15 protein-coding genes are annotated in these 22389 nt (G+C 59.6%); 8 read left to right on the top strand and 7 right to left on the bottom strand.

All coding sequences use genetic code 11. The features are described 5' to 3' along the window. Positions 1-174: 174 nt before the first annotated feature. The 4 genes from FHW68_RS24080 to mnmC form a co-directional block, all read right to left on the bottom strand. A complete protein-coding gene (locus tag FHW68_RS24080; RefSeq protein WP_095634946.1) occupies positions 175-1365 on the bottom strand; it encodes an osmoprotectant NAGGN system M42 family peptidase in 1191 nt (396 codons plus the stop codon). 262 nt (positions 1366-1627) lie between these two features. Beyond that, a complete protein-coding gene (gene ngg / locus FHW68_RS24075; protein ID WP_183683448.1) occupies positions 1628-3376 on the bottom strand; it encodes an N-acetylglutaminylglutamine synthetase in 1749 nt (582 codons plus the stop codon). Between the two features lie 3 nt (positions 3377-3379). Continuing rightward, a complete protein-coding gene (locus tag FHW68_RS24070; protein ID WP_183683446.1) occupies positions 3380-5152 on the bottom strand; it encodes an N-acetylglutaminylglutamine amidotransferase in 1773 nt (590 codons plus the stop codon). A gap of 123 nt (positions 5153-5275) precedes the next feature. Continuing rightward, the gene (gene mnmC, locus FHW68_RS24065) at positions 5276-7258 is read right to left on the bottom strand and encodes a bifunctional tRNA (5-methylaminomethyl-2-thiouridine)(34)-methyltransferase MnmD/FAD-dependent 5-carboxymethylaminomethyl-2-thiouridine(34) oxidoreductase MnmC (protein ID WP_095634949.1); all 1983 of its coding nucleotides are present in this window, start codon (positions 7256-7258) and stop codon (positions 5276-5278) included. 164 nt (positions 7259-7422) lie between these two features. Between mnmC and pap the strand changes: the two genes are divergently transcribed. Both pap and FHW68_RS24055 read left to right on the top strand, forming a co-directional pair. Further along, positions 7423-8946: a polyphosphate:AMP phosphotransferase gene (gene pap, locus FHW68_RS24060; RefSeq protein WP_095634950.1), complete on the top strand. Its 1524-nt coding sequence runs from the start codon at positions 7423-7425 to the stop codon at positions 8944-8946. Between the two features lie 105 nt (positions 8947-9051). After that, complete coding sequence (locus FHW68_RS24055; protein ID WP_183683444.1) at positions 9052-10236, top strand: thiolase family protein; 1185 nt, start codon at positions 9052-9054, stop codon at positions 10234-10236. A gap of 136 nt (positions 10237-10372) precedes the next feature. Here the strand turns inward: FHW68_RS24055 and FHW68_RS24050 are convergent, their stop codons facing one another. Beyond that, positions 10373-10567, bottom strand: a complete 195-nt coding sequence (locus FHW68_RS24050) for a DUF6316 family protein (protein ID WP_095634952.1) — start codon at positions 10565-10567, stop codon at positions 10373-10375. A gap of 201 nt (positions 10568-10768) precedes the next feature. Here FHW68_RS24050 and FHW68_RS24045 point away from each other — a divergent pair, with 201 nt between their 5' ends. After that, positions 10769-11731 carry a DMT family transporter gene (locus FHW68_RS24045; RefSeq protein WP_095634953.1) on the top strand — a complete coding sequence of 321 codons (963 nt, stop codon included), beginning with the start codon at positions 10769-10771 and terminating at the stop codon, positions 11729-11731. A 138-nt stretch (positions 11732-11869) separates the two neighbouring features. Here FHW68_RS24045 and FHW68_RS24040 read toward each other — a convergent pair whose 3' ends face one another. Continuing rightward, positions 11870-13264 (bottom strand): class II fumarate hydratase, encoded by a 1395-nt coding sequence (locus FHW68_RS24040; protein ID WP_095634954.1) that lies wholly within the window; start codon positions 13262-13264, stop codon positions 11870-11872. Positions 13265-13456: 192 nt separating this feature from the next. Between FHW68_RS24040 and FHW68_RS24035 the strand changes: the two genes are divergently transcribed. From FHW68_RS24035 to FHW68_RS24015, 5 genes are all read left to right on the top strand, one after another. After that, positions 13457-13978, top strand: a complete 522-nt coding sequence (locus FHW68_RS24035; RefSeq protein WP_183683442.1) for a DUF2059 domain-containing protein — start codon at positions 13457-13459, stop codon at positions 13976-13978. A gap of 12 nt (positions 13979-13990) precedes the next feature. After that, positions 13991-14320: a BolA family transcriptional regulator gene (locus FHW68_RS24030; protein ID WP_095634956.1), complete on the top strand. Its 330-nt coding sequence runs from the start codon at positions 13991-13993 to the stop codon at positions 14318-14320. 143 nt (positions 14321-14463) lie between these two features. Then, positions 14464-15405, top strand: a complete 942-nt coding sequence (locus FHW68_RS24025; RefSeq protein ID WP_095634957.1) for a rhodanese-related sulfurtransferase — start codon at positions 14464-14466, stop codon at positions 15403-15405. A 39-nt stretch (positions 15406-15444) separates the two neighbouring features. Beyond that, positions 15445-16047, top strand: coding sequence for a DsbA family protein (locus FHW68_RS24020; protein WP_183683455.1), 603 nt, complete (start codon positions 15445-15447; stop codon positions 16045-16047). After that, positions 16040-17857 carry an ABC transporter ATP-binding protein gene (locus FHW68_RS24015; protein WP_095634959.1) on the top strand — a complete coding sequence of 606 codons (1818 nt, stop codon included), beginning with the start codon at positions 16040-16042 and terminating at the stop codon, positions 17855-17857. Before FHW68_RS24020 ends, FHW68_RS24015 begins: the two co-directional genes overlap by 8 nt. Positions 17858-17870: 13 nt before the next feature. Here the strand turns inward: FHW68_RS24015 and FHW68_RS24010 are convergent, their stop codons facing one another. Continuing rightward, entirely contained in the window at positions 17871-22229 is a 4359-nt protein-coding gene (locus tag FHW68_RS24010; RefSeq protein ID WP_183683440.1) for a deaminase domain-containing protein, read from the bottom strand. Positions 22230-22389: the final 160 nt, after the last annotated feature.

Here is a 22389-nt window from a genome sequence, read left to right as displayed (position 1 = left end):
TACGTTGTTCATGGCAATGATCTCCGATGAGCCCCCGGTGAAAGCTTAGTGGGCGATCACAGGGGGGGAGGCGGGGGTAGCCATTTCATTAGGTACGCGTCGTGCGGGATATTGCGTCTTGATCGTTCCCACGCTCTGCGTGGGAATGCCTCAGGGGACGCTCGTAGGAAACAATCAACCGTCTGAACGCTGCCCGATCAAGCTGTCCACCGACGGCACCCGGGTATCGCTTTCCATCTGCGTCTCGTGTTCGAGCTGATGACTGAACCGGTCCAGTGAGCCCTTGGCCGGTTGTGCATCGCTGGCGAACACTGGCGGGCTGAGGATGTAGGCGCCGAGCAGGCGGCTGAGGGCGGCTAGGCTGTCGATGTGGGTGCGTTCATAACCGTGGGTTGCATCGCAACCGAAAGCGAGCAGGGCGGTGCGAATGTCGTGGCCGGCCGTAACGGCAGAGTGAGCATCGCTGAAGTAATAGCGGAACAGGTCGCGACGCGCCGGCAGTTCGTTGTCGCTGGCAAGCCGCAGCAGGTGGCGGGACAAGTGATAGTCATAAGGCCCGCCGGAATCCTGCATCGCCACGCTCACCGCGTGTTCGCTGGATTGCTGGCCGGGCGCGACCGGCGCGATGTCGATGCCGACGAATTCACTGACATCCCAAGGCAGCGCAGCCGCTGCACCGCTGCCGGTTTCTTCGGTGATGGTGAACAGCGGATGGCAGTCGATCATCAGTTCTTCGCCGCTGTCGACAATGGCTTTGAGCGCCGCCAGCAGTGCGGCAACGCCGGCCTTGTCGTCGAGGTGACGGGCGCTGATGTGGCCGCTTTCGGTGAACTCCGGCAACGGGTCGAAGGCGACGAAATCGCCGACGCTGATCCCCAGCGAATCGCAATCGGCGCGGGTGGCGCAGTAGGCGTCCAGGCGCAATTCGATGTGATCCCAACTGATCGGCAGTTCATCCACGGCAGTATTGAATGCGTGCCCGGAAGCCATCAACGGCAACACGCTGCCGCGGATCACGCCGTTGTCGGTGAACAGACTGACACGGCTGCCTTCGGCAAAACGGCTGGACCAGCAACCGACCGGCGCCAGGGTCAGGCGACCGTTGTCCTTGATCGCGCGAACCGCCGCGCCAATGGTGTCCAGGTGGGCGGAGACGGCACGGTCCGGGGTGTTTTTCTTGCCCTTGAGGGTGGCGCGGATGGTGCCACGACGGGTCATCTCAAAGGGAATGCCCAGCTCTTCGAGACGCTCGGCGACGTAACGCACGATGGTGTCGGTGAAGCCGGTGGGGCTGGGAATGGCGAGCATTTCCAGCAGGACTTTTTGCAGATAATCGAGATCCGGTTCGGGAATCTTGCGGGTCATGGAAACTCCTGATGACGTGAGGGCTGATCGTTCCCATGCTCCGCGTGGGAATGCAGCCAGGGACGCTCTGCGTCCCAAGTGGACGCGGAGCGTCCGAGGAGTCATTACCACGCAGAGCGTGGGAACGATCATGAAAGGAAATCTACGTTGCCTGTCAGGCCGCCTTCGCGGGTAAGCCTCGCTCCTACAGAATTGGTATCGTCGCCTCATATCTGTAGGAGCGAGGCTTGCCCGCGAAGACGCCCGTCCAGGCACTGCATTACTAAGAGGCCGCCGGATGACTATGCGGAAACAGCAAATCCACAAACCGCTCGGCCGTCGGCTGCGGTTCATGGTTGGCCAGCCCGGCGCGTTCATTGGCTTCGATAAACACATACTGTGGCTGGTCGGCGGCCGGCACCATCAGGTCGAGCCCGACCATCGGAATATCCAGCGCCCGCGCCGCACGCACCGCCGCGTCCACCAAGGTTGGATGCAAAATCGCCGTGACGTCTTCAAGAATGCCGCCGGTATGAAGATTGGCCGTGCGCCGCACGAACAGATGCTCACCGGCCGGCAGAATGCTGCTGTAGTCGTAACCTGCCGCCTGCACGGTGCGCTGGGTCTCGTGGTCCAGCGGAATTTTGCTTTCACCGCTGGTTGCTGCCTGACGGCGACGGCTCTGGGCCTCGATCAGCGCACCGATGGAATGCTGACCATCGCCCACCACTTCCGCCGGTCGGCGAATGGCGGCGGCGACCACTTCGAAGCCGATCACCAGAATCCGTAAGTCGAGGCCTTCATGGAAGCTTTCCAGCAGCACTCGACTGTCGAAGGTGCGGGCGTTTTCGATGGCGTGCTGGACCTCTTCGATAGTGCGTAGATCCACCGCCACCCCTTGGCCTTGTTCACCGTCCAGCGGTTTGACCACCACCCGTTGGTGCTCGTCGAGAAACGCCAGGTTGTCGTCCACGCTCCCCGCCAGTTGTTGGGCGGGCAGTGCCAGACCGGCGTTTTTCAGCACTTTGTGGGTCAGGCTTTTGTCCTGGCACAACGTCATGCTGATGGCGCTGGTCAGGTCGCTCAGGGATTCGCGGCAACGTACCCGACGACTGCCGTGAATCAAGGTGAACAAACCGGCTTGCGCGTCATCCACCTGCACATCAATGCCGCGCCGATGCGCCTCCTCGACGATGATCCGCGCATACGGATTGAACTCGGCTTGCGGGCCAGGGCCAAGAAACAACGGCTGGTTGATGCCGTTCTTGCGCTTGATGGCGAAGGTCGACAAATTGCGAAAACCGAGCTTGGCGTAAAGACATTTCGCCTGACGGTTGTTGTGCAGCACCGATAGGTCCAGGTAACTCAGGCCACGGCTCATGAAGTGTTCGATCAAGTGCCGCACCAGCACCTCACCGACGCCTGGGCGCGAACAGCGGGGATCGACCGCCAGGCACCACAGGCTGCTGCCATTTTCCGGGTCATTGAAGGCCTTGTGATGATTCAGGCCCATGACACTGCCGATGATGGTGCCGCTGTCCTCATCTTCGGCCAGCCAGTAAACCGGGCCGCCCTGGTGATGGGGCGTCAGCAAGTTCGCATCGATGGGCAGCATGCCGCGTGCCTGATACAGCTGATTGATGGCCTGCCAGTCCGCCTCGCTTTGCGCCCGACGGATGCGAAAACCGCGAAACACTCGGGTGGCCTGACGGTAATCGCTGAACCACAGGCGCAAGGTGTCGGAGGGGTCGAGAAACAGTTGCGCCGGCTCCAGCCCCAACACTTGCTGGGGCGCGGCAACGTACAAGGCGATGTCCCGCTCACCGGGTTGCTCATTGAGCAACTCTTGGGCAAGGCTCGCCGCATCGGGAAAGGTATGGCCGATCAGCAGCCGGCCCCAACCGCAATGCACCGCGATTGGCGCGGCGCCCAATTCGCTGCCGTCTTCGGCCAGGCGCGCCTGCAGGCGTTCATAAGAGGGCGTCTGACCGCGCAACAAGCGTTGGCTATAAGCCGTGGCGTGAGGTTTCATCGATCAGATTCCTTGTTCACTGAGCCACAGGTTCAGGGCTGCCAATTGCCACAGCCTGGAGCCGCGCAACGGGGTCAGTTGACCTTGTGGATCGGTCAGCAGGCGGTCGAGCATGGCGGGGTTGAACAGGCCACGATCCTGACTCGGATCGAGCAGAAGTTCGCGCACCCAGTTCAGCGTGTCACCCTGCAAATGCTTGAGGCCGGGGACCGGGAAGTAACCCTTTTTGCGGTCGATCACTTCACTGGGAATGACCAGCCGCGCCGCTTCTTTCAAGACTTGCTTGCCGCCATCGGGCAGTTTGAACTTGCCCGGCACCCGCGCCGACAACTCCACCAGGCGATAGTCGAGAAACGGCGTACGCGCTTCCAGACCCCAGGCCATGGTCATGTTGTCGACGCGTTTGACCGGGTCATCCACCAGCATCACGGTGCTGTCCAGGCGCAAGGCTTTGTCCACGGCTGCGTCGGCACCGGGCTGGGCGAAATGCTCCTTCACGAAGTCGCCGGCCGCGTCGTTGGCCGTCAGCCACTTCGGCTGCACCGTGGCGGCGTAATCGGCGTAGCTGCGGTCGAAAAACGCATCGCGATACGCCGCATACGGATCGCTCGCACCATCCACTTGCGGATACCAGTGATACCCGGCGAACAACTCGTCTGCGCCCTGGCCGCTTTGCACCACCTTGCAATGCCTGGCCACTTCCCGCGACAGCAGATAGAACGCGATGCAGTCATGGCTGACCATCGGCTCGCTCATGGCGCGAAACGCCGCGGGCAGTTGCTCGATGATCTCTTTTTCGTCGATGCGCAGTTGATGGTGTTGCGTGCCGTAGTGTTTGGCGATCAGGTCCGAATACTGGAATTCGTCACCGCGCTCGCCGCCGGCATCCTGGAAACCGATGGAAAAGGTCGACAGATTTTCGACCCCGACTTCGCGCAACAGGCCTACCAACAGACTTGAATCGACGCCGCCGGAAAGCAGCACGCCAACATCCACCGCCGCCCGTTGACGGATCGCCACCGCATCGCGGGTGCTGTCGAGCACGCGGTCGCGCCAGTCTTCGAGGGTCAGGTTCACTTCGTCGGCATGTGGGCCGTAGGGCAGGGTCCACCAGGTTTTCTGCTCGGTGCTGCCGTCCGCGTCGATACGCATCCAGCTCGCCGGGGGCAGTTTCTCGATGCCCGCCAGCAAGGTGCGCGGGGCCGGAACCACGGCGTGGAAATTCAGATAATGATTGAGCGCCACCGGGTCGAGGATCGGGTTGATGTCGCCGCCCTTGAGCAAGGCCGGCAGGGAGGAGGCAAAGCGCAGGCGTTGACCGGTGCGCGACAGGTACAACGGCTTCACGCCGAGACGGTCGCGGGCCATGAACAGACGCTTGGCGTCGCGCTCCCAAATGGCGAAGGCAAACATGCCATTGAGTTTGGGTAACAGAGCTTCGCCCCAGGCGTGATACCCCTTGAGCAGCACTTCGGTGTCGCCATCGGAGTAGAAGGCGTAACCGAGGTTTTCAAGCTCAGTGCGCAGTTCCGGGAAGTTGTAGATCGCGCCGTTGAAGGCCAGGGACAGGCCCAGTTGGTGGTCGATCATCGGCTGGGCCGAGCCGTCCGACAGGTCCATGATTTTCAGGCGCCGATGGCCCAGGGCAATCGGCCCCTGGCTGTGGAAACCCCATGCGTCGGGGCCACGAGGGGCCAGGTGATGGGTGATTCGTTCAATGGCTGCGAGGTCCGCAGGTTGATGGTCGAAACGTAATTCTCCAGCTAATCCGCACATAAGTCCTTACCGGTTTTTCCGTTGGGGAGGGTCAATCGATACCTCGCCAAAAACGGCGGGTACCCGGAAACTGACCCAGCTGAACCCCTGGAGTTTTAGACCGATAAGTTATATGCCCATGGATCAGGCTTTTCCGCGAATCAACTGGCGCAAGGCAAAACGATTGGGATGGCAGGCCTCGGCCACGGTTCTGGGCAAGGGCAGCGGCTCATTTTCAAGCCATGCCGCCAACAACTCGCCAGACAATGGCGCGGTGATCAAGCCGCGAGAACCATGACCGCTGTTGACGTAAAACCCCTCAAGCCATGGGCAGGGCGCATCGGGCACTTGCCGGGCATCTTTGCTCAGCGCGGCATAGGCTTGGACGAAGGCAGCCTGGTCGGCCAACGGTCCGACGATCGGCAGGTAGTCCGGGCTGGTACAGCGAAATGCCGCGCGTCCTTCAAGCTGTTGCGGGTCCAGTTCTGGAGCATGCAGACGGGCGACCAGGTCAGTGGAAATTTCCTCGAGCAACGCCAGGTTGCCGAGGTGTTCGGCGACAGTTGGGGCGAGCTCATCGCTTTTGAAATCGAAACTGGCGCCGAGGGTGTGTTCGCCCAGGCGTGCGGGCGCTACATAGCCTTCTGCGCAGACCACGGTGGCCAGGCGCTGGCTTTCAGGGGTTTGCGTCAGTCGGGTGATCTGGCCGCGAATGCGTTTGAGGGGCAAATCGGCGCTTTGAGGAAAACGCTTGATCTCGGCGGCGCCGGCCAGTATCACCACCGGCGCACTGGCCAGCAACGTATCGCCGTTCCAGGCTTGCCACTGATCATCGACCTTGCGCAGTTCCAGCACGTCGCGATGGGGCAGCCACTGGATGTTCGCTGAGCCCGCCTGCCACTGGCACAACGCGGGCGGATGAACCCAGCCGCCTTCAGGGTAGAACAAGCCGCCGTGGGCCAATTCGATGCCGGCCCGGGCCTGGGCCTGGGGTTGATCGAGCAGGTGCACCAGGCTCGGTGAAAAGGCCGAGGCCAATTGCGCCTGACGTTCGGCTTCTTTGGCATTGAAGGCCAGTTGCAAGACCCCGCAATCGTCCCAGTCGACGCCACGCTGCAGTTGTTCCAGCAGACGGCGGGTGTAGCCAAAACCGCTGACGATCAATTGCGACAACGCTGTGCCGTGGGCCGAAAGCTTGAGGTACAACACGCCCTGAGGATTGCCCGAGGCTTCCTGCGCCAGTGCTGCGTGGCGGTCCAGCAAGCTCACGTGCCAACCCCGCGCGGCCAGGCTGGCGGCACTGGCGCAACCGGCCAGCCCGGCACCGATCACCAAGGCGCGGCGTTCGCCGGTCAGCGGCTGTGGGCGAGCGAACCAGGGTTTTGCCATGGCTGGTTTAGCGGTCTCTTCAGGCCAACCGAGGAACGTGCCCCGCAGAATTTCCCATTTATGGCCGATGCCCGGGGTGCGCTTCATCTTGAAACCTGCCGCGTTCAGCAGCCGGCGCACCCAACCGGTGCTGGTGAAGGTGCTGATGGTCGAGCCGGGTGCCGCCAGGCGCGCCAGTTCGGCGAACAATTCGGCGGTCCACATGTCGGGGTTTTTCGCCGGGGCGAAACCGTCGAGAAACCAGGCGTCGATCTGCGCATCCAGTTGTGGCAACTGCTCCAGTGCATCGCCGATCAGCAAGGTCAGGGTGACGCGGCCGTTGTCCAGCACCAGGCGCTGAAAGCCTTGATGGATCGCGACGTATTGCGCCAGCAATTGATCGGCAAACGGCTTGAGTTCCGGCCATAACGCCAAGGCCCGTTGCAGATCGGGCGCGCTCAGCGGGTACTTTTCGACGCTGACAAAATGCAGTCGCGCGCCGGCCACCGCCTGTTGTTCGAACAACTGCCAGGCACAGAGAAAATTCAGCCCGGTGCCGAATCCGGTCTCGCCAATCACCAGTCGTCCATCCGCCGGCAAGGCGGCGAAACGCTCGTGCAAATCGTTTTGCTGCAGAAACACGTATCGGGTTTCTTCAAGGCCCGACTGGTCGGAAAAATACACATCATCGAACACCCGCGAACGCGGACGACCTTGAGCGTCCCAATCGAGTTGGGCGTGGGGCAATACAGGTTTCATGGCAGGCTCGGCAACGACAAGGTGGCCATTCTAGCCGATCGCTGCCGCACCGCTCGCTCCTACATCTATGGTTACCCCCTCGCCACAAAAAACGCCCCTGGGAATTTCTCTGATGACGACCTGCCCAATCCGCTAGTCTTGCTCAATCCCCAAGGAGCTGCTCCATGTTCGAATCTGCCGAAATCGGTCATACCATCGACAAAGAAACCTATGACGCCGAAGTGCCGGCCCTGCGTGAAGCTTTGCTCGAAGCGCAGTTCGAACTTCGGCAGCAACAGCGCTTTCCAGTGATCATTTTGATCAACGGCATTGAAGGGGCCGGCAAGGGCGAGACCGTCAAGTTGCTCAATGAATGGATGGACCCGCGCTCGATCGAGGTTCGCACCTTCGACCAGCAGACCGACGAAGAACTGGCGCGACCGCCCGCCTGGCGCTACTGGCGGATGCTCCCGGCCAAGGGCCGCATGGGGATTTTCTTCGGCAACTGGTACAGCCAGATGCTGCAAGGACGGGTTCATGGCTTGTTCAAGGATCCACGACTCGATCAAAGCATCAACGGGGCCGAGCGGCTAGAGAAGATGCTGTGCGATGAAGGCGCGCTGATCTTCAAGTTCTGGTTTCATCTCTCCAAAAAACAAATGAAAGCGCGGCTCAAGGCGCTAGCTGATGACCCGTTGCACAGTTGGCGCATCAGCCCGCTGGACTGGCAGCAATCGCAGACCTACGACAAATTCGTCAAATACGGCGAACGGGTGCTGCGCCGCACCAGCCGCGACTATGCGCCGTGGCATGTGATTGCAGGCGTGGACGCGAATTATCGAAGCCTGGCAGTCGGCAAGATTCTGCTCGATGGCCTGCAAAGTGCACTGAAAAGACCCAGGATTCATCCGGACAAAGTCAGCGCCGCGCCCTTGTTCCCCAGCGTCGATCAGGTGAATTTGCTCGACAGCCTGGACATGACGCTGAGCCTGGACAAGGACGATTACGAAGAACAACTGATTACCGAACAGGCACGGTTTTCCGGGTTGATGCGCGACAAGCGCATGCGTCGCCACGCGTTGATTGCATTGTTCGAAGGCAATGACGCGGCAGGCAAGGGCGGGGCGATCCGTCGGGTGGCCGCGGCACTCGACCCGCGCCAGTACGACATCGTGCCGATCGCCGCGCCTACCGAGGAAGAACGGGCCCAGCCGTATCTCTGGCGGTTCTGGCGGCATATCCCGGCCCGGGGCAAATTCACTGTGTTCGACCGTTCCTGGTATGGCCGGGTGCTGGTGGAGCGCATCGAAGGTTATTGCAGCAAGGCGGATTGGTTGCGCGCCTACGGTGAGATCAACGACTTCGAAGAACAGATCGCCGACGCCGGGGTGATCGTGGTCAAGTTCTGGCTGGCCATCGACAAACAGACCCAACTGGAGCGCTTCCAGGAGCGTGAAGAAATCCCCTTCAAGCGTTTCAAGATCACCGACGACGACTGGCGAAATCGCGACAAGTGGGACGATTACCGCACCGCCGTCGGCGACATGGTCGATCGCACCAGCACCGAGGTATCACCGTGGACCCTGGTGGAAGCCAACGACAAGCGCTGGGCGCGGGTCAAGGTCCTGCGCACCCTTAACCAGGCGCTGGAAGAAGCGTTCGAAAAGTCCGACAAACGCGAGAAGAAACTGCGAAAACGCAAGCGCTGAACCGATGGCGACGCATACGCGAGGTGAATGATTGTCGCGGTCAGTCATAGGGTGGACTTATGCTCGGTCCCACTCCTGACTGACAACAACAATGAGGTGTATGCCATGCGTGAAGTGGTGATCGTCGACAGCGTACGGACCGGCCTGGCCAAATCCTTTCGCGGCAAGTTCAACATGACCCGCCCGGACGACATGGCGGCCCACTGTGTCAATGCGCTGCTCACGCGCAATGACGTCGACCCGGCCAGCGTCGAGGATTGCATCGTCGGCGCCGGCTCCAATGAAGGCGCCCAGGGCTTCAACATCGGCCGTAACGTCGCGGTGCTGTCGCATCTGGGCATCGGCACCGGTGGCATGACCCTTAACCGCTTCTGTTCATCAGGCTTGCAGGCCATTGCCATTGCCGCCAATCAAATCGCTTCGGGCTGCAGCGACATCATCGTCGCCGGTGGCGTCGAATCGATCAGCCTGACCATGAAAAGCGTCAACACCGACAACCTGATCAACCCGCTGCTGAAAGAGCAGGTGCCGGGTATTTATTTCCCCATGGGCCAGACTGCCGAGATCGTCGCGCGTCATTACGCTGTCAGTCGCCAGGAGCAGGATGTGTACGCGCTGCAAAGCCAGCAACGTACTGCCCTGGCGCAGGCCGCCGGGTTGTTCAACGATGAAATCGTGCCGATGGCGGTGAAGTATCGCGTTGAAGACAAGGCTACCGGCCAGGTGCAGATTCTCGAGGGCACCGTCGATCACGACGACTGCAATCGCCCGGACACCACGCTGCAAAGCCTGGCCGGGTTGAAACCGGTGTTTGCCGAAGACGGTTCGGTGACTGCCGGCAACTCGTCGCAGCTGTCCGACGGCGCTTCGATGACCCTGGTGATGAGCCTGGAAAAAGCTTTGGCGCTGGGGCTCAAGCCCAAAGCCTTCTTCCGCGGTTTTGCCGTGGCCGGGTGTCAGCCGGACGAAATGGGCATCGGCCCGGTGTTTTCGGTGCCGAAGTTGCTCAAGGCCAAGGGATTGCAGGTTGCCGACATCGATCTGTGGGAGCTCAACGAAGCGTTCGCCTCGCAATGCCTGTACAGCCGCAATCGGCTGGAAATCGATAACGACAAGTACAACGTCAACGGCGGTTCGATCGCCATCGGCCATCCATTCGGCATGACCGGTTCGCGGCAGGTCGGGCACATTGTGCGTGAATTGCAGCGGCGTAGCTTGCGCTACGGCATCGTCACCATGTGCGTGGGAGGCGGGATGGGGGCGACGGGGTTGTTTGAGGCGGTGCGGTAAGTACCCTGGTTTTGTAGTGACTGTTGCATTGCTATCGCGGGCAAGCCCGCTCCCGCAGTAATTAGCGGCGATCACAAATCCTGCGAACGCCACAAAACCTGTGGGAGCGGGCTTGCCCGCGATGCAGGCGCGGCGGTTACCGGCCCATGCACAAAAACTGCATCCGCTCGATATACGCCTGAATCTCACGCGCCGCTGCTTCCCGGTTTTCAAACGGCCCCTCCAGCGTGCGTTCCCGCGTGGTGAAATACAGCTCTCCATTCACCCGACACAAGCGGTCACAACGAAAGTGGGTGGCGGGGGCGTTGTCTTGGGCGCGCATGCCGTACATGGGCGATCTCCTGCGGGTGACGGTTTCAATGAGCTTATGCATGAACCACTGGCCATGCCTGGGCAGCTGATCGACGGCATATCGTCAACTTTAGGGGGCGACCTGCACAGTTTCATTCGCGGCCTGTCGGCAACTGTCCCTGTGTCGCACTCCGATCTGAGCCTAGAATGAGCGTTTTCGCCAATCGGCTTCGGGGTCAGCATGCATATTTCATCGGGTCGCTGGGTTTATGGTCTGTGCCTGGCCTTGCTGACCGCCTTGCTGTGGGGAATCCTGCCGATCAAGCTCAAGCAAGTGCTGCTGGTGATGGACCCGGTGACGGTGACCTGGTTTCGCCTGCTGGTGTCCGGCGGTTGCCTGTTCATTTATCTGGCAGCGAGCAAACGCCTGCCGAGTCGCAAAGTCCTCGGCCCGCGCGGTGGCTGGCTGGTGTTGATGGCGGTATTCGGACTGGTCGGCAACTACGTGCTGTACCTGATGGGCCTGAACCTGCTCAGCCCCGGTACCGCGCAACTGGTGGTGCAGATGGGCCCGATCATGTTGCTGGTCGCCAGTGTGTTCGTGTTCAAGGAACGGTTCAGCGTGGGGCAGGGGATTGGCTTGTTGGTGCTGCTGATCGGCTTTGCGCTGTTTTTCAATCAGCGCTTGAGTGAACTGCTCACCTCCCTGACCGATTACACCGCCGGCGTGCTGATGGTGCTGTTGGCGTCCACGGTCTGGACCTTTTATGCCTTGGGCCAGAAGCAGTTGCTCACGGTATGGAATTCGCTGCAGGTGATGATGGTGATTTACCTGTTCTGCGCGCTGTTGCTGACGCCATGGGTGCATCCGCTGGAAGCGCTGCAATTGAGTCCGCTGCAAGGCTGGCTGTTGCTGGCGTGCTGTTTGAATACGCTGATCGCTTATGGCGCCTTCGCCGAAGCCCTGGCCCATTGGGAAGCTTCGCGGGTCAGCGCCACGCTGGCGATCACGCCGCTGGTGACCTTTGCTGCCGTGGCTGTGGCCGCATGGTTATGGCCGGAGTATGTGCAAGCAGAGCAGATCAACGGCCTGGGGTATGGCGGGGCGGTGCTGGTGGTGTTGGGGTCGGCGCTGGTGGCGTTGGGGCCGTCGTTGATAGCCGGGCTTCGTGCCCGGCGGGTGCGGATGGCAGTCACACGGTAGACCGCGTTATCGTTCATCGCGGGCAAGCCACGCTCCCACAGGTTTGGTGTCGATCACAAATATTCAGGATCGACACAAAACTGTGGGAGCGTGGCTTGCCCGCGATGGCTGACTGCCAGGCACTCAATCACTTCAGATTCACCCCTGCTTGCCAGCCTCCAGCATATCCTCCGGCCGCACCCACGCATCGAACTCTTCATTGGTCAGATAGCCCAGCTGCAACGCCGCCTCACGTAGGGTCAGCCCCTCGCTGTAAGCCTTTTTGGCAATCTCCGCCGACTTGTCGTAGCCGATGTGCGGGTTCAGCGCCGTCACCAGCATCAAGCCTTGTTCCAGATGCTCGGCCATTTTCTCGGCGTCCGGTTCCAGCCCGGCGATGCAATGCTGCTGGAAGTTACTGCAGCCATCACCGAGCAAGCGGATCGATTGCAGCAGGTTATGGATGATCACCGGTTTGAACACGTTCAATTGCAGGTGGCCCTGACTCGCCGCAAACCCGATGGCAGCGTCGTTGCCCAAGACCTGACAGGCCAGCATCGACAGGGCTTCGCACTGAGTCGGGTTGACCTTGCCGGGCATGATCGAGCTACCGGGCTCATTGGCCGGCAGTTTCACTTCGGCAAACCCCGCTCGCGGCCCGGAGCCCAGCAGGCGCAGGTCGTTGGCGATTTTCATCAGGGTGACGGCAAGGGTTTTCAGGGCGCCGGAGAGCGTAACCAACGGCTCGTGGCCGGCCAGGGCGGCAAATTTATTGGGGGCCGTAACGAACGGCAGGCCGCAAAGGGCGGCCAATTCAGCAGCGATCGCTTCGCCAAAACCGTGGGGCGAGTTCAATCCGGTGCCGACCGCGGTGCCACCCTGCGCCAGCTCACAGACCGCCGGCAGGGCGCTGCGGATCGCCCGTTCGGCGTAATCCAGTTGCGCGATGAACGCCGAAAGTTCCTGGCCGAAGGTGATCGGCGTGGCGTCCATCATATGGGTACGACCGGTCTTGACCAGTTTCATGTGCCGCGCGGACAACTCCGCCAACCCGCCCGACAATTCGCTGATCGCCGGCAGCAAATGCTGCTGCACCGCCTGAGCCGTCGCGATGTGCATGGCCGTGGGGAAGCAATCGTTGGAACTCTGGGAACGGTTGACGTGATCGTTGGGATGCACCGGCGTCTTGCCGCCGCGCGGGTTGCCGGCCAGTTCATTGGCGCGACCGGCGATCACTTCGTTGACGTTCATGTTGCTCTGGGTACCGCTGCCGGTCTGCCAGACCACCAGCGGGAACTGCTCGTCGTGGTCACCGTCGAGCACTTCGTCGGCGGCCTGTTCGATCAGCCGGGCGATGTCGGCGGGCAGGTCGCCATTGCGATCGTTGACGCGCGCCGCGGCTTTCTTGATCAGGGCCAGGGCGTGCAACACGGCCAGCGGCATGCGCTCGTTGCCGATGGCGAAGTTGATCAGCGAGCGTTGCGTCTGAGCGCCCCAGTAAGCGTCGTCCGGGACTTCCACCTGGCCCAGGCTGTCGGTTTCGATACGGCTCATCATGCACACTCCTGTCGGTCTGATAGCGCAGTTTAGGCCCTGATCGCCGGCCGTGGTTCCATCAGTCTGGAATTTGACCGTTCAGCCCCTCTAAATCAGGTGCGACAAGGCTTGGGGTTGAGTGACACACTTTTTTAGGTGCAGAATGGTCGCCCTTGAGGTTTTGCCTCGCCTGCTAGAAAAGGAAACTCGATGACTCGTCTTCGTGCCATCTGTACCGCGGTTGCACTGGTTTGCGCCAGCGGCCAGGTTTTTGCCGATACCGCCAGCCACAACGCCAGTGCCGAAGCTTTCCTGACCCTGGCGCACGCTGACAAATTGGGCACTCCGGTGTACATGCAAGTGCAGCAAATGTTCGCTCAGCGCTTTGCCCAAACCAAAGCCCCTGAATCGAAAAAAGCCCTGCTGGAAACTTACCAGGCCAAGGCCAACGCCGCTCTGGATCAAGCCATTGGCTGGAACAAGCTGAAGCCGGACATGGTCAAGCTTTACACTACCAACTTCAGCGAATCCGAGCTGAAAGACCTGGTCGCGTTCTACAAGTCGCCACTGGGCAAGAAAGTCCTGGAAAAAATGCCGCAGCTGACTCAGCAATCGGCCCAGATGACCCAGGCCAAGCTGGAAAGCGCGGTGCCTGTGGTCAACAAACTGCTGGCTGACATGACGGCCGAGCTGGAGCCTAAAGGCGCCGCTCCTGCCAAGAAAAATCCTTGAGCGGAGTTAGGGATGACCATGCAACAACGCATCGAATCGACGCTCGGGCTGTTACAGCCTGAGCACCTGCAAGTGCTGGATGAAAGCCACATGCACAGCCGTGGGTTGCAGACCCACTTCAAGGCCGTGGTGGTCAGCCAGCAGTTTGAAGGCCTCAGTCGCGTCAAGCGTCACCAGAAGGTGTACGGCACGTTGGGTGAACTGATGGGCGAGTTCCATGCGTTGGCGCTGCATACCTACACGCCGCAGGAATGGGCACAGATCGACGCAGCCCCGGCCTCGCCGACCTGTGCGGGCGGAGAGAAGCAGCCGCAAGCCGCAAGCCGCAAGCTACAAGGTTAAAGAGGCGTGCTTCGAACTTGCAGCTTGAAGCTTGCCGCTTGAGGCTGCCGTTTTGCTAGAATCCGCAACGCGCCGCTCATCCGGCGCGTTTTTTTTCGCATCCGGTTCACCCCTTACGAGGGTAGCCACCTGGAGAATCACCCATGACACAACAGATTGTCGTGGCGGCACTGTATAAGTTCGTCACCCTGGAAGATTACGTCGCCCTGCGCGAGCCCCTGCTGCAAGCGATGGTCGACAACGGCATCAAAGGCACGCTGTTGATCGCCGAAGAAGGCATCAACGGTACCGTGTCCGGCAGCCGCGAAGGCATTGACGGGCTGATGGCCTGGCTCAAGAACGACCCGCGCATGGACGACATCGATCACAAAGAGTCGTACTGCGACGAGCAGCCGTTCTACCGCACCAAAGTCAAACTCAAGAAAGAAATCGTCACCCTGGGCGTTGAAGGCGTGGACCCGAACAAAAAGGTCGGCACCTATGTGGATCCGCAGAACTGGAACGCGCTGATCAGCGATCCCGAAGTGCTGCTGATCGACACCCGCAACGACTACGAAGTCTCGATCGGCACCTTTGAAGGCGCCATCGATCCGAAGACCACCAGTTTTCGCGAGTTCCCCGACTACATCAAAGCCAATTTCGACCCGGCCGTGCACAAGAAAGTCGCGATGTTCTGCACCGGCGGCATTCGCTGCGAGAAGGCTTCGAGCTACATGCTCAGCCAGGGTTTCGACGAGGTCTATCACCTCAAGGGCGGCATCCTGAAGTACCTCGAAGAGGTGCCGCAGGAAGAAACCAAATGGCAGGGCGACTGCTTCGTGTTCGATAACCGCGTGACCGTGCGCCACGACCTGAGCGAGGGCGACTACGATCAATGTCATGCCTGCCGTACGCCTGTCAGCGTCGAAGACCGCGCGTCCGAGCATTATGTGGCCGGCATCAGTTGCCCGCATTGCTGGGATAAGCTGAGTGAGAAAACCCGTCGCAGCGCCATCGACCGGCAGAAGCAGATCGAACTGGCCAAGGCGCGCAACCTGCCGCACCCGATTGGTTACAACTACAAGCAAACTCCTTCCGAGGCTTGAACCATGTCAGCATGTCGCCTGCTTTATGTGATGGATCCGATGTGTTCCTGGTGCTGGGGCTTTGCGCCAGTGGCCAAGGCGCTGGTCGAGCAGGCGCAGGCAGCGGGGGTGGACGTGCATTTGGTGGTCGGCGGTTTGCGCACCGGCAGCGGCTCGGCGCTGGAGCCGACTACTCGACGCTATATCCTTGAGCACTGGCAGGCGGTCCACGAGGCCACCGGCCAACCGTTCAAGTTTGAAGGCGCGTTGCCCGACGGTTTTGTCTACGACACCGAGCCTGCCTGTCGGGCGCTGGTGACGGCGCGCAGCCTGGCACCGGATTGCGCGTGGAAACTGCTCGGGTTGATCCAGCATGCGTTCTACGCCGAAGGCCGCGACGTCACTCATGCCAGCGTGTTGGTGGAGCTGGCAGAGCAGGCCGGTTTGCCGCGCATCGAGTTCGCCGCCGCCTTCGACCGTGCCGATCAACACACCGCCACCGCTGCCGATTTCACCTGGGTCCAGGACCTGGGCATTGCCGGTTTTCCGACCTTGCTGGCAGAGCGTGATGGTCAATTGGCGTTGCTGACCAATGGGTATCAACCGTTGAATGTGTTGTCACCGTTGCTCGGCCGCTGGCTGGAGCGCGCAGCCTGTGCATGACCTGCCCGACGACGTTCCAGCCCCTGCACGTGTCGACCGTCTGAGCTGGGCAGAAATCCGTCGTCTGGCCCTTCACCATAAAAAATCCCTGTGGATTGCCAACGGCGTCGCGGTATTGGCAACGCTGTGCAGCGTACCGATCCCTTTGCTGTTGCCGTTGCTGGTCGACGAAGTACTGCTGGGCCATGGTGACACTGCGTTGAAAATCATGAACCACGCGCTGCCCGATGTCTGGCAGAAAGCCGCGGGCTACATTGGCCTGATGCTGCTGGTGACTCTGGCACTGCGCTGCGCGGCGTTGTTGTTCAACGTGGTGCAGGCGAAATTGTTTGCGGCGCTGGCCAAAGACATCGTGTACCGGATCCGGGTGCGGTTGATCGAACGGCTCAAGTGCATCTCGCTGGGCGAATACGAAAGCCTGGGCAGCGGCACGGTGACTACGCACCTGGTCACCGACCTGGACACCGTGGACAAATTCGTCGGCGAAACGCTCAGTCGTTTCCTCGTGGCCATGCTGACGCTGGTGGGCACCGCCTCGATCCTGATGTGGATGCACTGGAAACTCGCGCTGCTGATCCTGCTGTTCAACCCGCTGGTGATCTATGCCACGGTGCAGTTGGGCAAGCGGGTTAAACACCTGAAGAAACTCGAGAACGACAGCACCTCGCGCTTCACCCAGGCCTTGACCGAAACCCTGGATGCCATCCAGGAAGTGCGTGCCGGTAATCGACAGGGGTTTTTCCTCGGACGGTTGGGCCAGCGAGCGCGTGAAGTGCGTGATTACGCAGTCAGCTCGCAATGGAAAACCGATGCATCGAACCGTGCCAGCGGTTTGCTGTTTCAGTTCGGCATCGATATTTTTCGCGCCGCGGCCATGCTCACCGTGCTGTTTTCCGACCTGTCCATCGGCCAGATGCTGGCCGTGTTCAGCTACCTGTGGTTCATGATCGGTCCGGTGGAACAACTGCTCAACCTGCAATACGCCTTTTACGCCGCTGGCGGTGCGCTGTCGCGGATCAACGAGTTGCTGGCCCGTGCCGATGAGCCGCAATACAGGGGCAGTGTCGACCCGTTCCAGGGGCGCGACACGGTGGGCATCGAAGTTCAGGGATTGAGTTTCGGCTACGGCGACGAATTGGTCTTGAACCAAATGAACCTGTCGATTGCCCCCGGCGAAAAAGTCGCGATCGTCGGCGCCAGCGGCGGTGGTAAAAGCACCTTGGTGCAGTTGCTGCTGGGCTTGTACACGCCGCTGGCCGGCACCATCCGTTTCGGTGGTTCGACTCAGCAAGAGATCGGTCTGGAAACCGTGCGTGAAAATGTCGCCGTGGTCTTGCAACATCCGGCACTGTTCAACGACACCGTGCGCGCCAACCTGACCATGGGCCGCGAACGCAGCGACGAGGCCTGCTGGCAGGCACTGGAAATTGCTCAGTTGCACACGACCGTGCGCGAATTGCCCAACGGCCTGGACAGTGTTGTCGGCCGTTCCGGCGTGCGTTTATCCGGCGGACAGCGTCAACGGCTGGCGATTGCGCGGATGGTGCTGGCCGAACCCAAAGTGGTCATTCTCGATGAAGCCACGTCCGCCCTGGACGCGGCCACCGAATACAACCTGCACCAGGCACTGGCGCGGTTCTTGAGCAACCGCACCACGCTGATCATTGCGCACCGGTTGTCGGCCGTGAAACAGGCCGACCGGGTACTGGTGTTCGACGGCGGCCAGGTTGCCGAGGATGGCGACCATCAGCAGCTGATTGCCGATGGTGGTTTGTACGCCAAGCTGTATGGGCATTTGCAGCAGCATTGATTAACGCGAGTATTTACTTCCAGATCACGTCCAGTGCATCGGGATTGCCGTCATAGGCGAATTGCTTCATGACAACCGAACACGAGTCGCAGGGCGCCATGGTGGTGGCGATCGTGATGGAATTCAGATCCTTGGGGTCAGGGTATTTGCCTCGAATAACGTCGATGAGTTTGCTCTCGGTATCCAGCGAGGTGGGACGAGACGTGAGCGCAGGTGTGTATGTTTCAATATTGGCGATGGTGTGGGGGATTGCCTGCAGCTTGCCTTCGGGCGTTACGCTAAGTGCCGTCTCCGGGAAGCGGGCTCCACGGTCGATATTGAAGTAGCGGGTGTTGCCGACTTTTACCTCGTTCGTAGTTCTGTTTTTGGCAAACAACGGCAGAAAATCGGTATCACCTTGTTGGCCGGAAACGCTGACATAAACCTCATGCACTCCCGCCTTGGTCTTGATTTCGGCGAACGCAATGTTCCTGGGGCTATGCACGGGGCGGCCTGTTTTTGTGCTGATCAGGCGTTGCAGTTGCCTCATCGTGTCATCGATTTTCAATGCTTTAGGTCCCGTCTGAGTCGATGGATTGACGGTTATGACCGTTCTCCCGAACAGGTTATTGAAAATTTCTGCGGTTGTTTCACGCACACTGTCGGGCGCGGCCTTGGACAACGACCAGGTTGCAGCACCATCAGTGGAGCTACGCACAATCATTCTTGTGGAGTGATCGAACAGCGCCGCTTCCCCCGGGCTGGTATCAACCTTGAGCAATTTGAGTGTATCGGGCGGGTTGGCATGGCTACCAATCGAAATGGCGATGTCATCCATGGCTTTCAATGCTCGCTCGACCGATGCCTGACCATGGATTCTGACCATGTTGTTGGCATTCAGAGAGCCGGTGTAGATCACCATCAACTCGCTTTTCAATGCCTCGGGCAGGGTTTCGGCTTTCTTGAACGTCAAAGTGTCGAATACGTTCTGCCCCTTGGCACGCTCGGCGACGTAAAAATGTCCGGCGTCCAGGCGCGTGAAAATATAGTGTTTCGCCCCGTCGATTGCTTCGACGATAGTGGCGCCCGTGCGCACGCTATCGACCAGATCGTGTCCCGTAGCGGGAACGCTGATCATGACTCGGCCATAGATGCCCTTTTGAAATTCCATCGTGGCGGTCAGTGTCGAGGGCGTAAGCATCGCATCAATGCGCATCGCAGTTCTGCCGGTAGCCGGGATGTATAGGGTGTCTCCGAACCAGGGTGCCCAACCTTTTACATCATCGACGCTCCCGATATCCGGAGTCGGGGCCGGGTCGCGAACGACATAACTTGTCTTGCACAGCCCGGGGCTGGGCGTGCGACGTACGCGGCAGGGGATCACCTTGTATGTGTCATCGATCAGGTCAGCGCGGCATAGCGCGTTGCTCTTCAACCGATAAGGTTGGTCGTCGATGAAAAGCGTTGTCTTGCCATCAACTTCAAGCACTTCCCGAACGTGGCTGTTTTCGGAGAGTTCGACAACGACGTGGTGGTTGTTCTGTTCCAGCGTGTTGTAACTGGAACGCCCCAACGACAGGTCGCCTGAGCGGGTGGTAAGCCGCGGGCCATAGGGCCGGGAAGTCATGGGGTCAAGCAAGCAGTAGCGTGAGCCGGATGCATCGACATTGCGCACCGGGACGTCTTCAATGCCTTTGACAATGGCGAGCTGATCAGCATCCGTCAGCGGTTTCCAGCGTCCCGGCTCGGTCATCTGAGGCAGACGATTGATGAAGTCATACTGATCAACTCGACCGGCAAGTTTCTTGAGTTGGAACAGCGCTTTGTTTTCGAGGTACATGACTGTTCGGCCAGCCTTCTGTAAGCCGCGGCCAGTGAGCCGCAGAAGATCGGGAACGCCGTCCAGGGGGTTGAGATTCTTCAGGCTTGAAGTGATGAGTTTTTTTGATACGTCAGCCATTAATGGAAGGGTCGTGCGCACGCCCATCTTTCCTGCGCGAACCACTAACCTGATACTGCCGGCGGCGAATTTCCCCAAGGGAATGGCGAACGAAACGATATCGACAACCAGGCCAATGGCACCCAGAATTCGGGTGCCCAGGCTGTCTGATTGCAAGTCCTCAAGGGCGCCCCAGAACGGAATGAATTCCTTGATACTGTGGATCCAGTGCTGTTTATTCAGCTCACGCTCTAATTCCGTCGGCTCCCCCCAAGCTTCGTCACGAAGTTTGTTTTCATCAAGATAGAACAGGTTTTGCGCAATGAAAGAAGCGATTTTCAGGGTGCGAGGGGAGGAAAGTGTGAGATTGGGCCAACTGCTGTGCAGTGCTGGCGGTATCAGCGAGGGAGGAAGGGGAGCACCCAGCAAGTCGAGAATGGCTCCGCAGGAAGCGTTCGCTTTTGGGGGCGTTCCGGTTTGATGCGCGTTCCAGTCGAATGGCAAGCTGGATCTGCAAACCGAAGAACTGTGGTTATCGGCATGTTCGGTAACATACAAATCCCTGTCATCACTGTCGCCTGAAATATCCGGGCGTACCCGGATCACACCTGCGCGGGGCAAGCATTCATAGTAGGTGACTTTGGTCTGATAAGTGGCTTGCAGCACAAAGCCCATGCGCGCCCTGCGCGGGAGTGCAACCTGCGCGGTTTCGTCATCGGGCGCGCTGTTTTCCGTTTCGTTTTTTAAAGTGAAGAACCTGACTTCACCATGTTCCAGTGCCTGGCGATCAGGCAATGGGAGTGTGACGAGCTGGCTATTGATCAGGTATTGGTAAGCGGATCGGGTCTTGGCGAGATAGTCGTTGAAATGCGTGTCGAACAGCGTCTTGAAGTCGGGAAGAACGGATGGGGGCGGGTTCCCGAAGAACGGTTGACGGCCTTCTTTTACTCGCAAATAGTCGTGTTTGATCCTGCCGTTATCGTCCAGCCACATCCAGCGGTTTCTGACTTTGCCGTTGTGGCTGATGTACCATTTTTTTTGCGCATCGAACCCTTTTGACGCGTAAACCTCAATCATCGACCAGGTTGTTTTCGCCACGTCCGGCGTATCCATAATACTGCGCTTGTTGCGGGCTACCGGGTTACCGTCATAGGGCATCAAGCGGATTTTATCCGGACTTTCCAGTGAGTCGCCAAACACCTTGTCCAGCTGTTCTTGTGCCACGTTCAATCGTTGCGGTAGTTCGGCACTCAGTTGAATGATTGCATCGTTCAGGCGCTGGGTATGGTTTTCCAGCGCCGTCACGGCGTTCAGCAACAGCAGTGATTTATCTGCAGTTTCCTGGTTGGGCGCCAGAGCGCCCGTTGCATGAGCCCATGCAAGCGCGGCGGGCGCGCGAGTCAGTGCTATCAGGTTACGCAAGGCCACAGAGGCGTTTGCGCTTTTCTTGAGCGGGAAATCCACCAACTGCTGAAAAGTCATGCGTTGCAGCTGGCATGGATCGAGAGCATGGGCAAGGTTGGCGCCATGGACGAAGTTGACCCACACCACCGAGCTGGCATACAGAATATCCGCAGGAATGTCCCGTACCTGGAACTCGATCGGAAACGTCGACAACAGCAGGCGCGCGAGGACGATTTTTTCCAGATCCGTCGTGACTCTCCCGGAATCGAGCAGGTGATTTTCGAATTCGCGACGCAGGCATGGATAGCTTTTGCCGTGGTTCGAGGCTTGTCGCAGACGATAGCCGGCAATGGTATCGGGTTGTTCCTGGGGTGAAGGGCGATACCAGATACGCAAGGCTTCAGCCAGAAGCCGGATGCCCAGGCCGGGGATGGTTTCTTCGCCCGGATGCGCGCCATACCAGCCCAATACATCGAGCAAGCGCCCGGCCAGATAACGTGCCTTATGGCTGTCAAGCAAGCGCAGCAGGCAGTCATTGGGCGTGGTCCGAAAGTGTTCGGCGGTAATGGGGGAGTCGGCTTCTCGTGCCAGACGATCGATTATGGGTGTCTCTTCATCCCCCAACACCAGGCTGATCTCATTGTTGATTTTTTGCTGATCATCGACAGACAACAGAAGCGCAATGTCATTGCCCTGCTCCAGGCCCAATCGATGGATTGCGCATCGCTCTTCGAGCTCGCGAATCGCTTTGGCGAGGGTGGCGTTATTTTGCGGCGGCGCCATTTCAAGTCCGTAATACTTCAATACCTGGGTGAGGCTGAGCAGGCGATCGGAGCGGACTTGCCCGCCAATGTTCTGCATTTCACGTTCGACGTGACGGTCTCCTTGTTCGTACTCTCGAGCCAGCGGCGAGAAGGGTTGCGGGTGTAGAAAGACATTATCTGTGTGAATACCTGAGTTCAGAGCATCGCGAAGTCGTGACAGTAAAACGCCATATTCCGCCAACTCGGCGTTGTGGTGATGAGATGAGGTTGAAGTCGGAGATTGCATGACAAGGTACCGCTCGGGAATGTATGAAACGTCAGGTTCAACGCTTCGGGCATCTTCAAGGCGGTACATATATATAGGCGTTCAAGTGTCCCGGCTTGCCGGGAGTGAGATCGCACCCTAGTCTAGCGATAGCGGTTTGAACCTGATGATGATCTGGCAG

The sequence above is a fragment of the Pseudomonas sp. Tn43 genome (genome assembly GCF_014192635.1).
GTDB lineage: Bacteria > Pseudomonadota > Gammaproteobacteria > Pseudomonadales > Pseudomonadaceae > Aquipseudomonas.
This window is presented reverse-complemented; position numbering and strand designations above follow the sequence as displayed.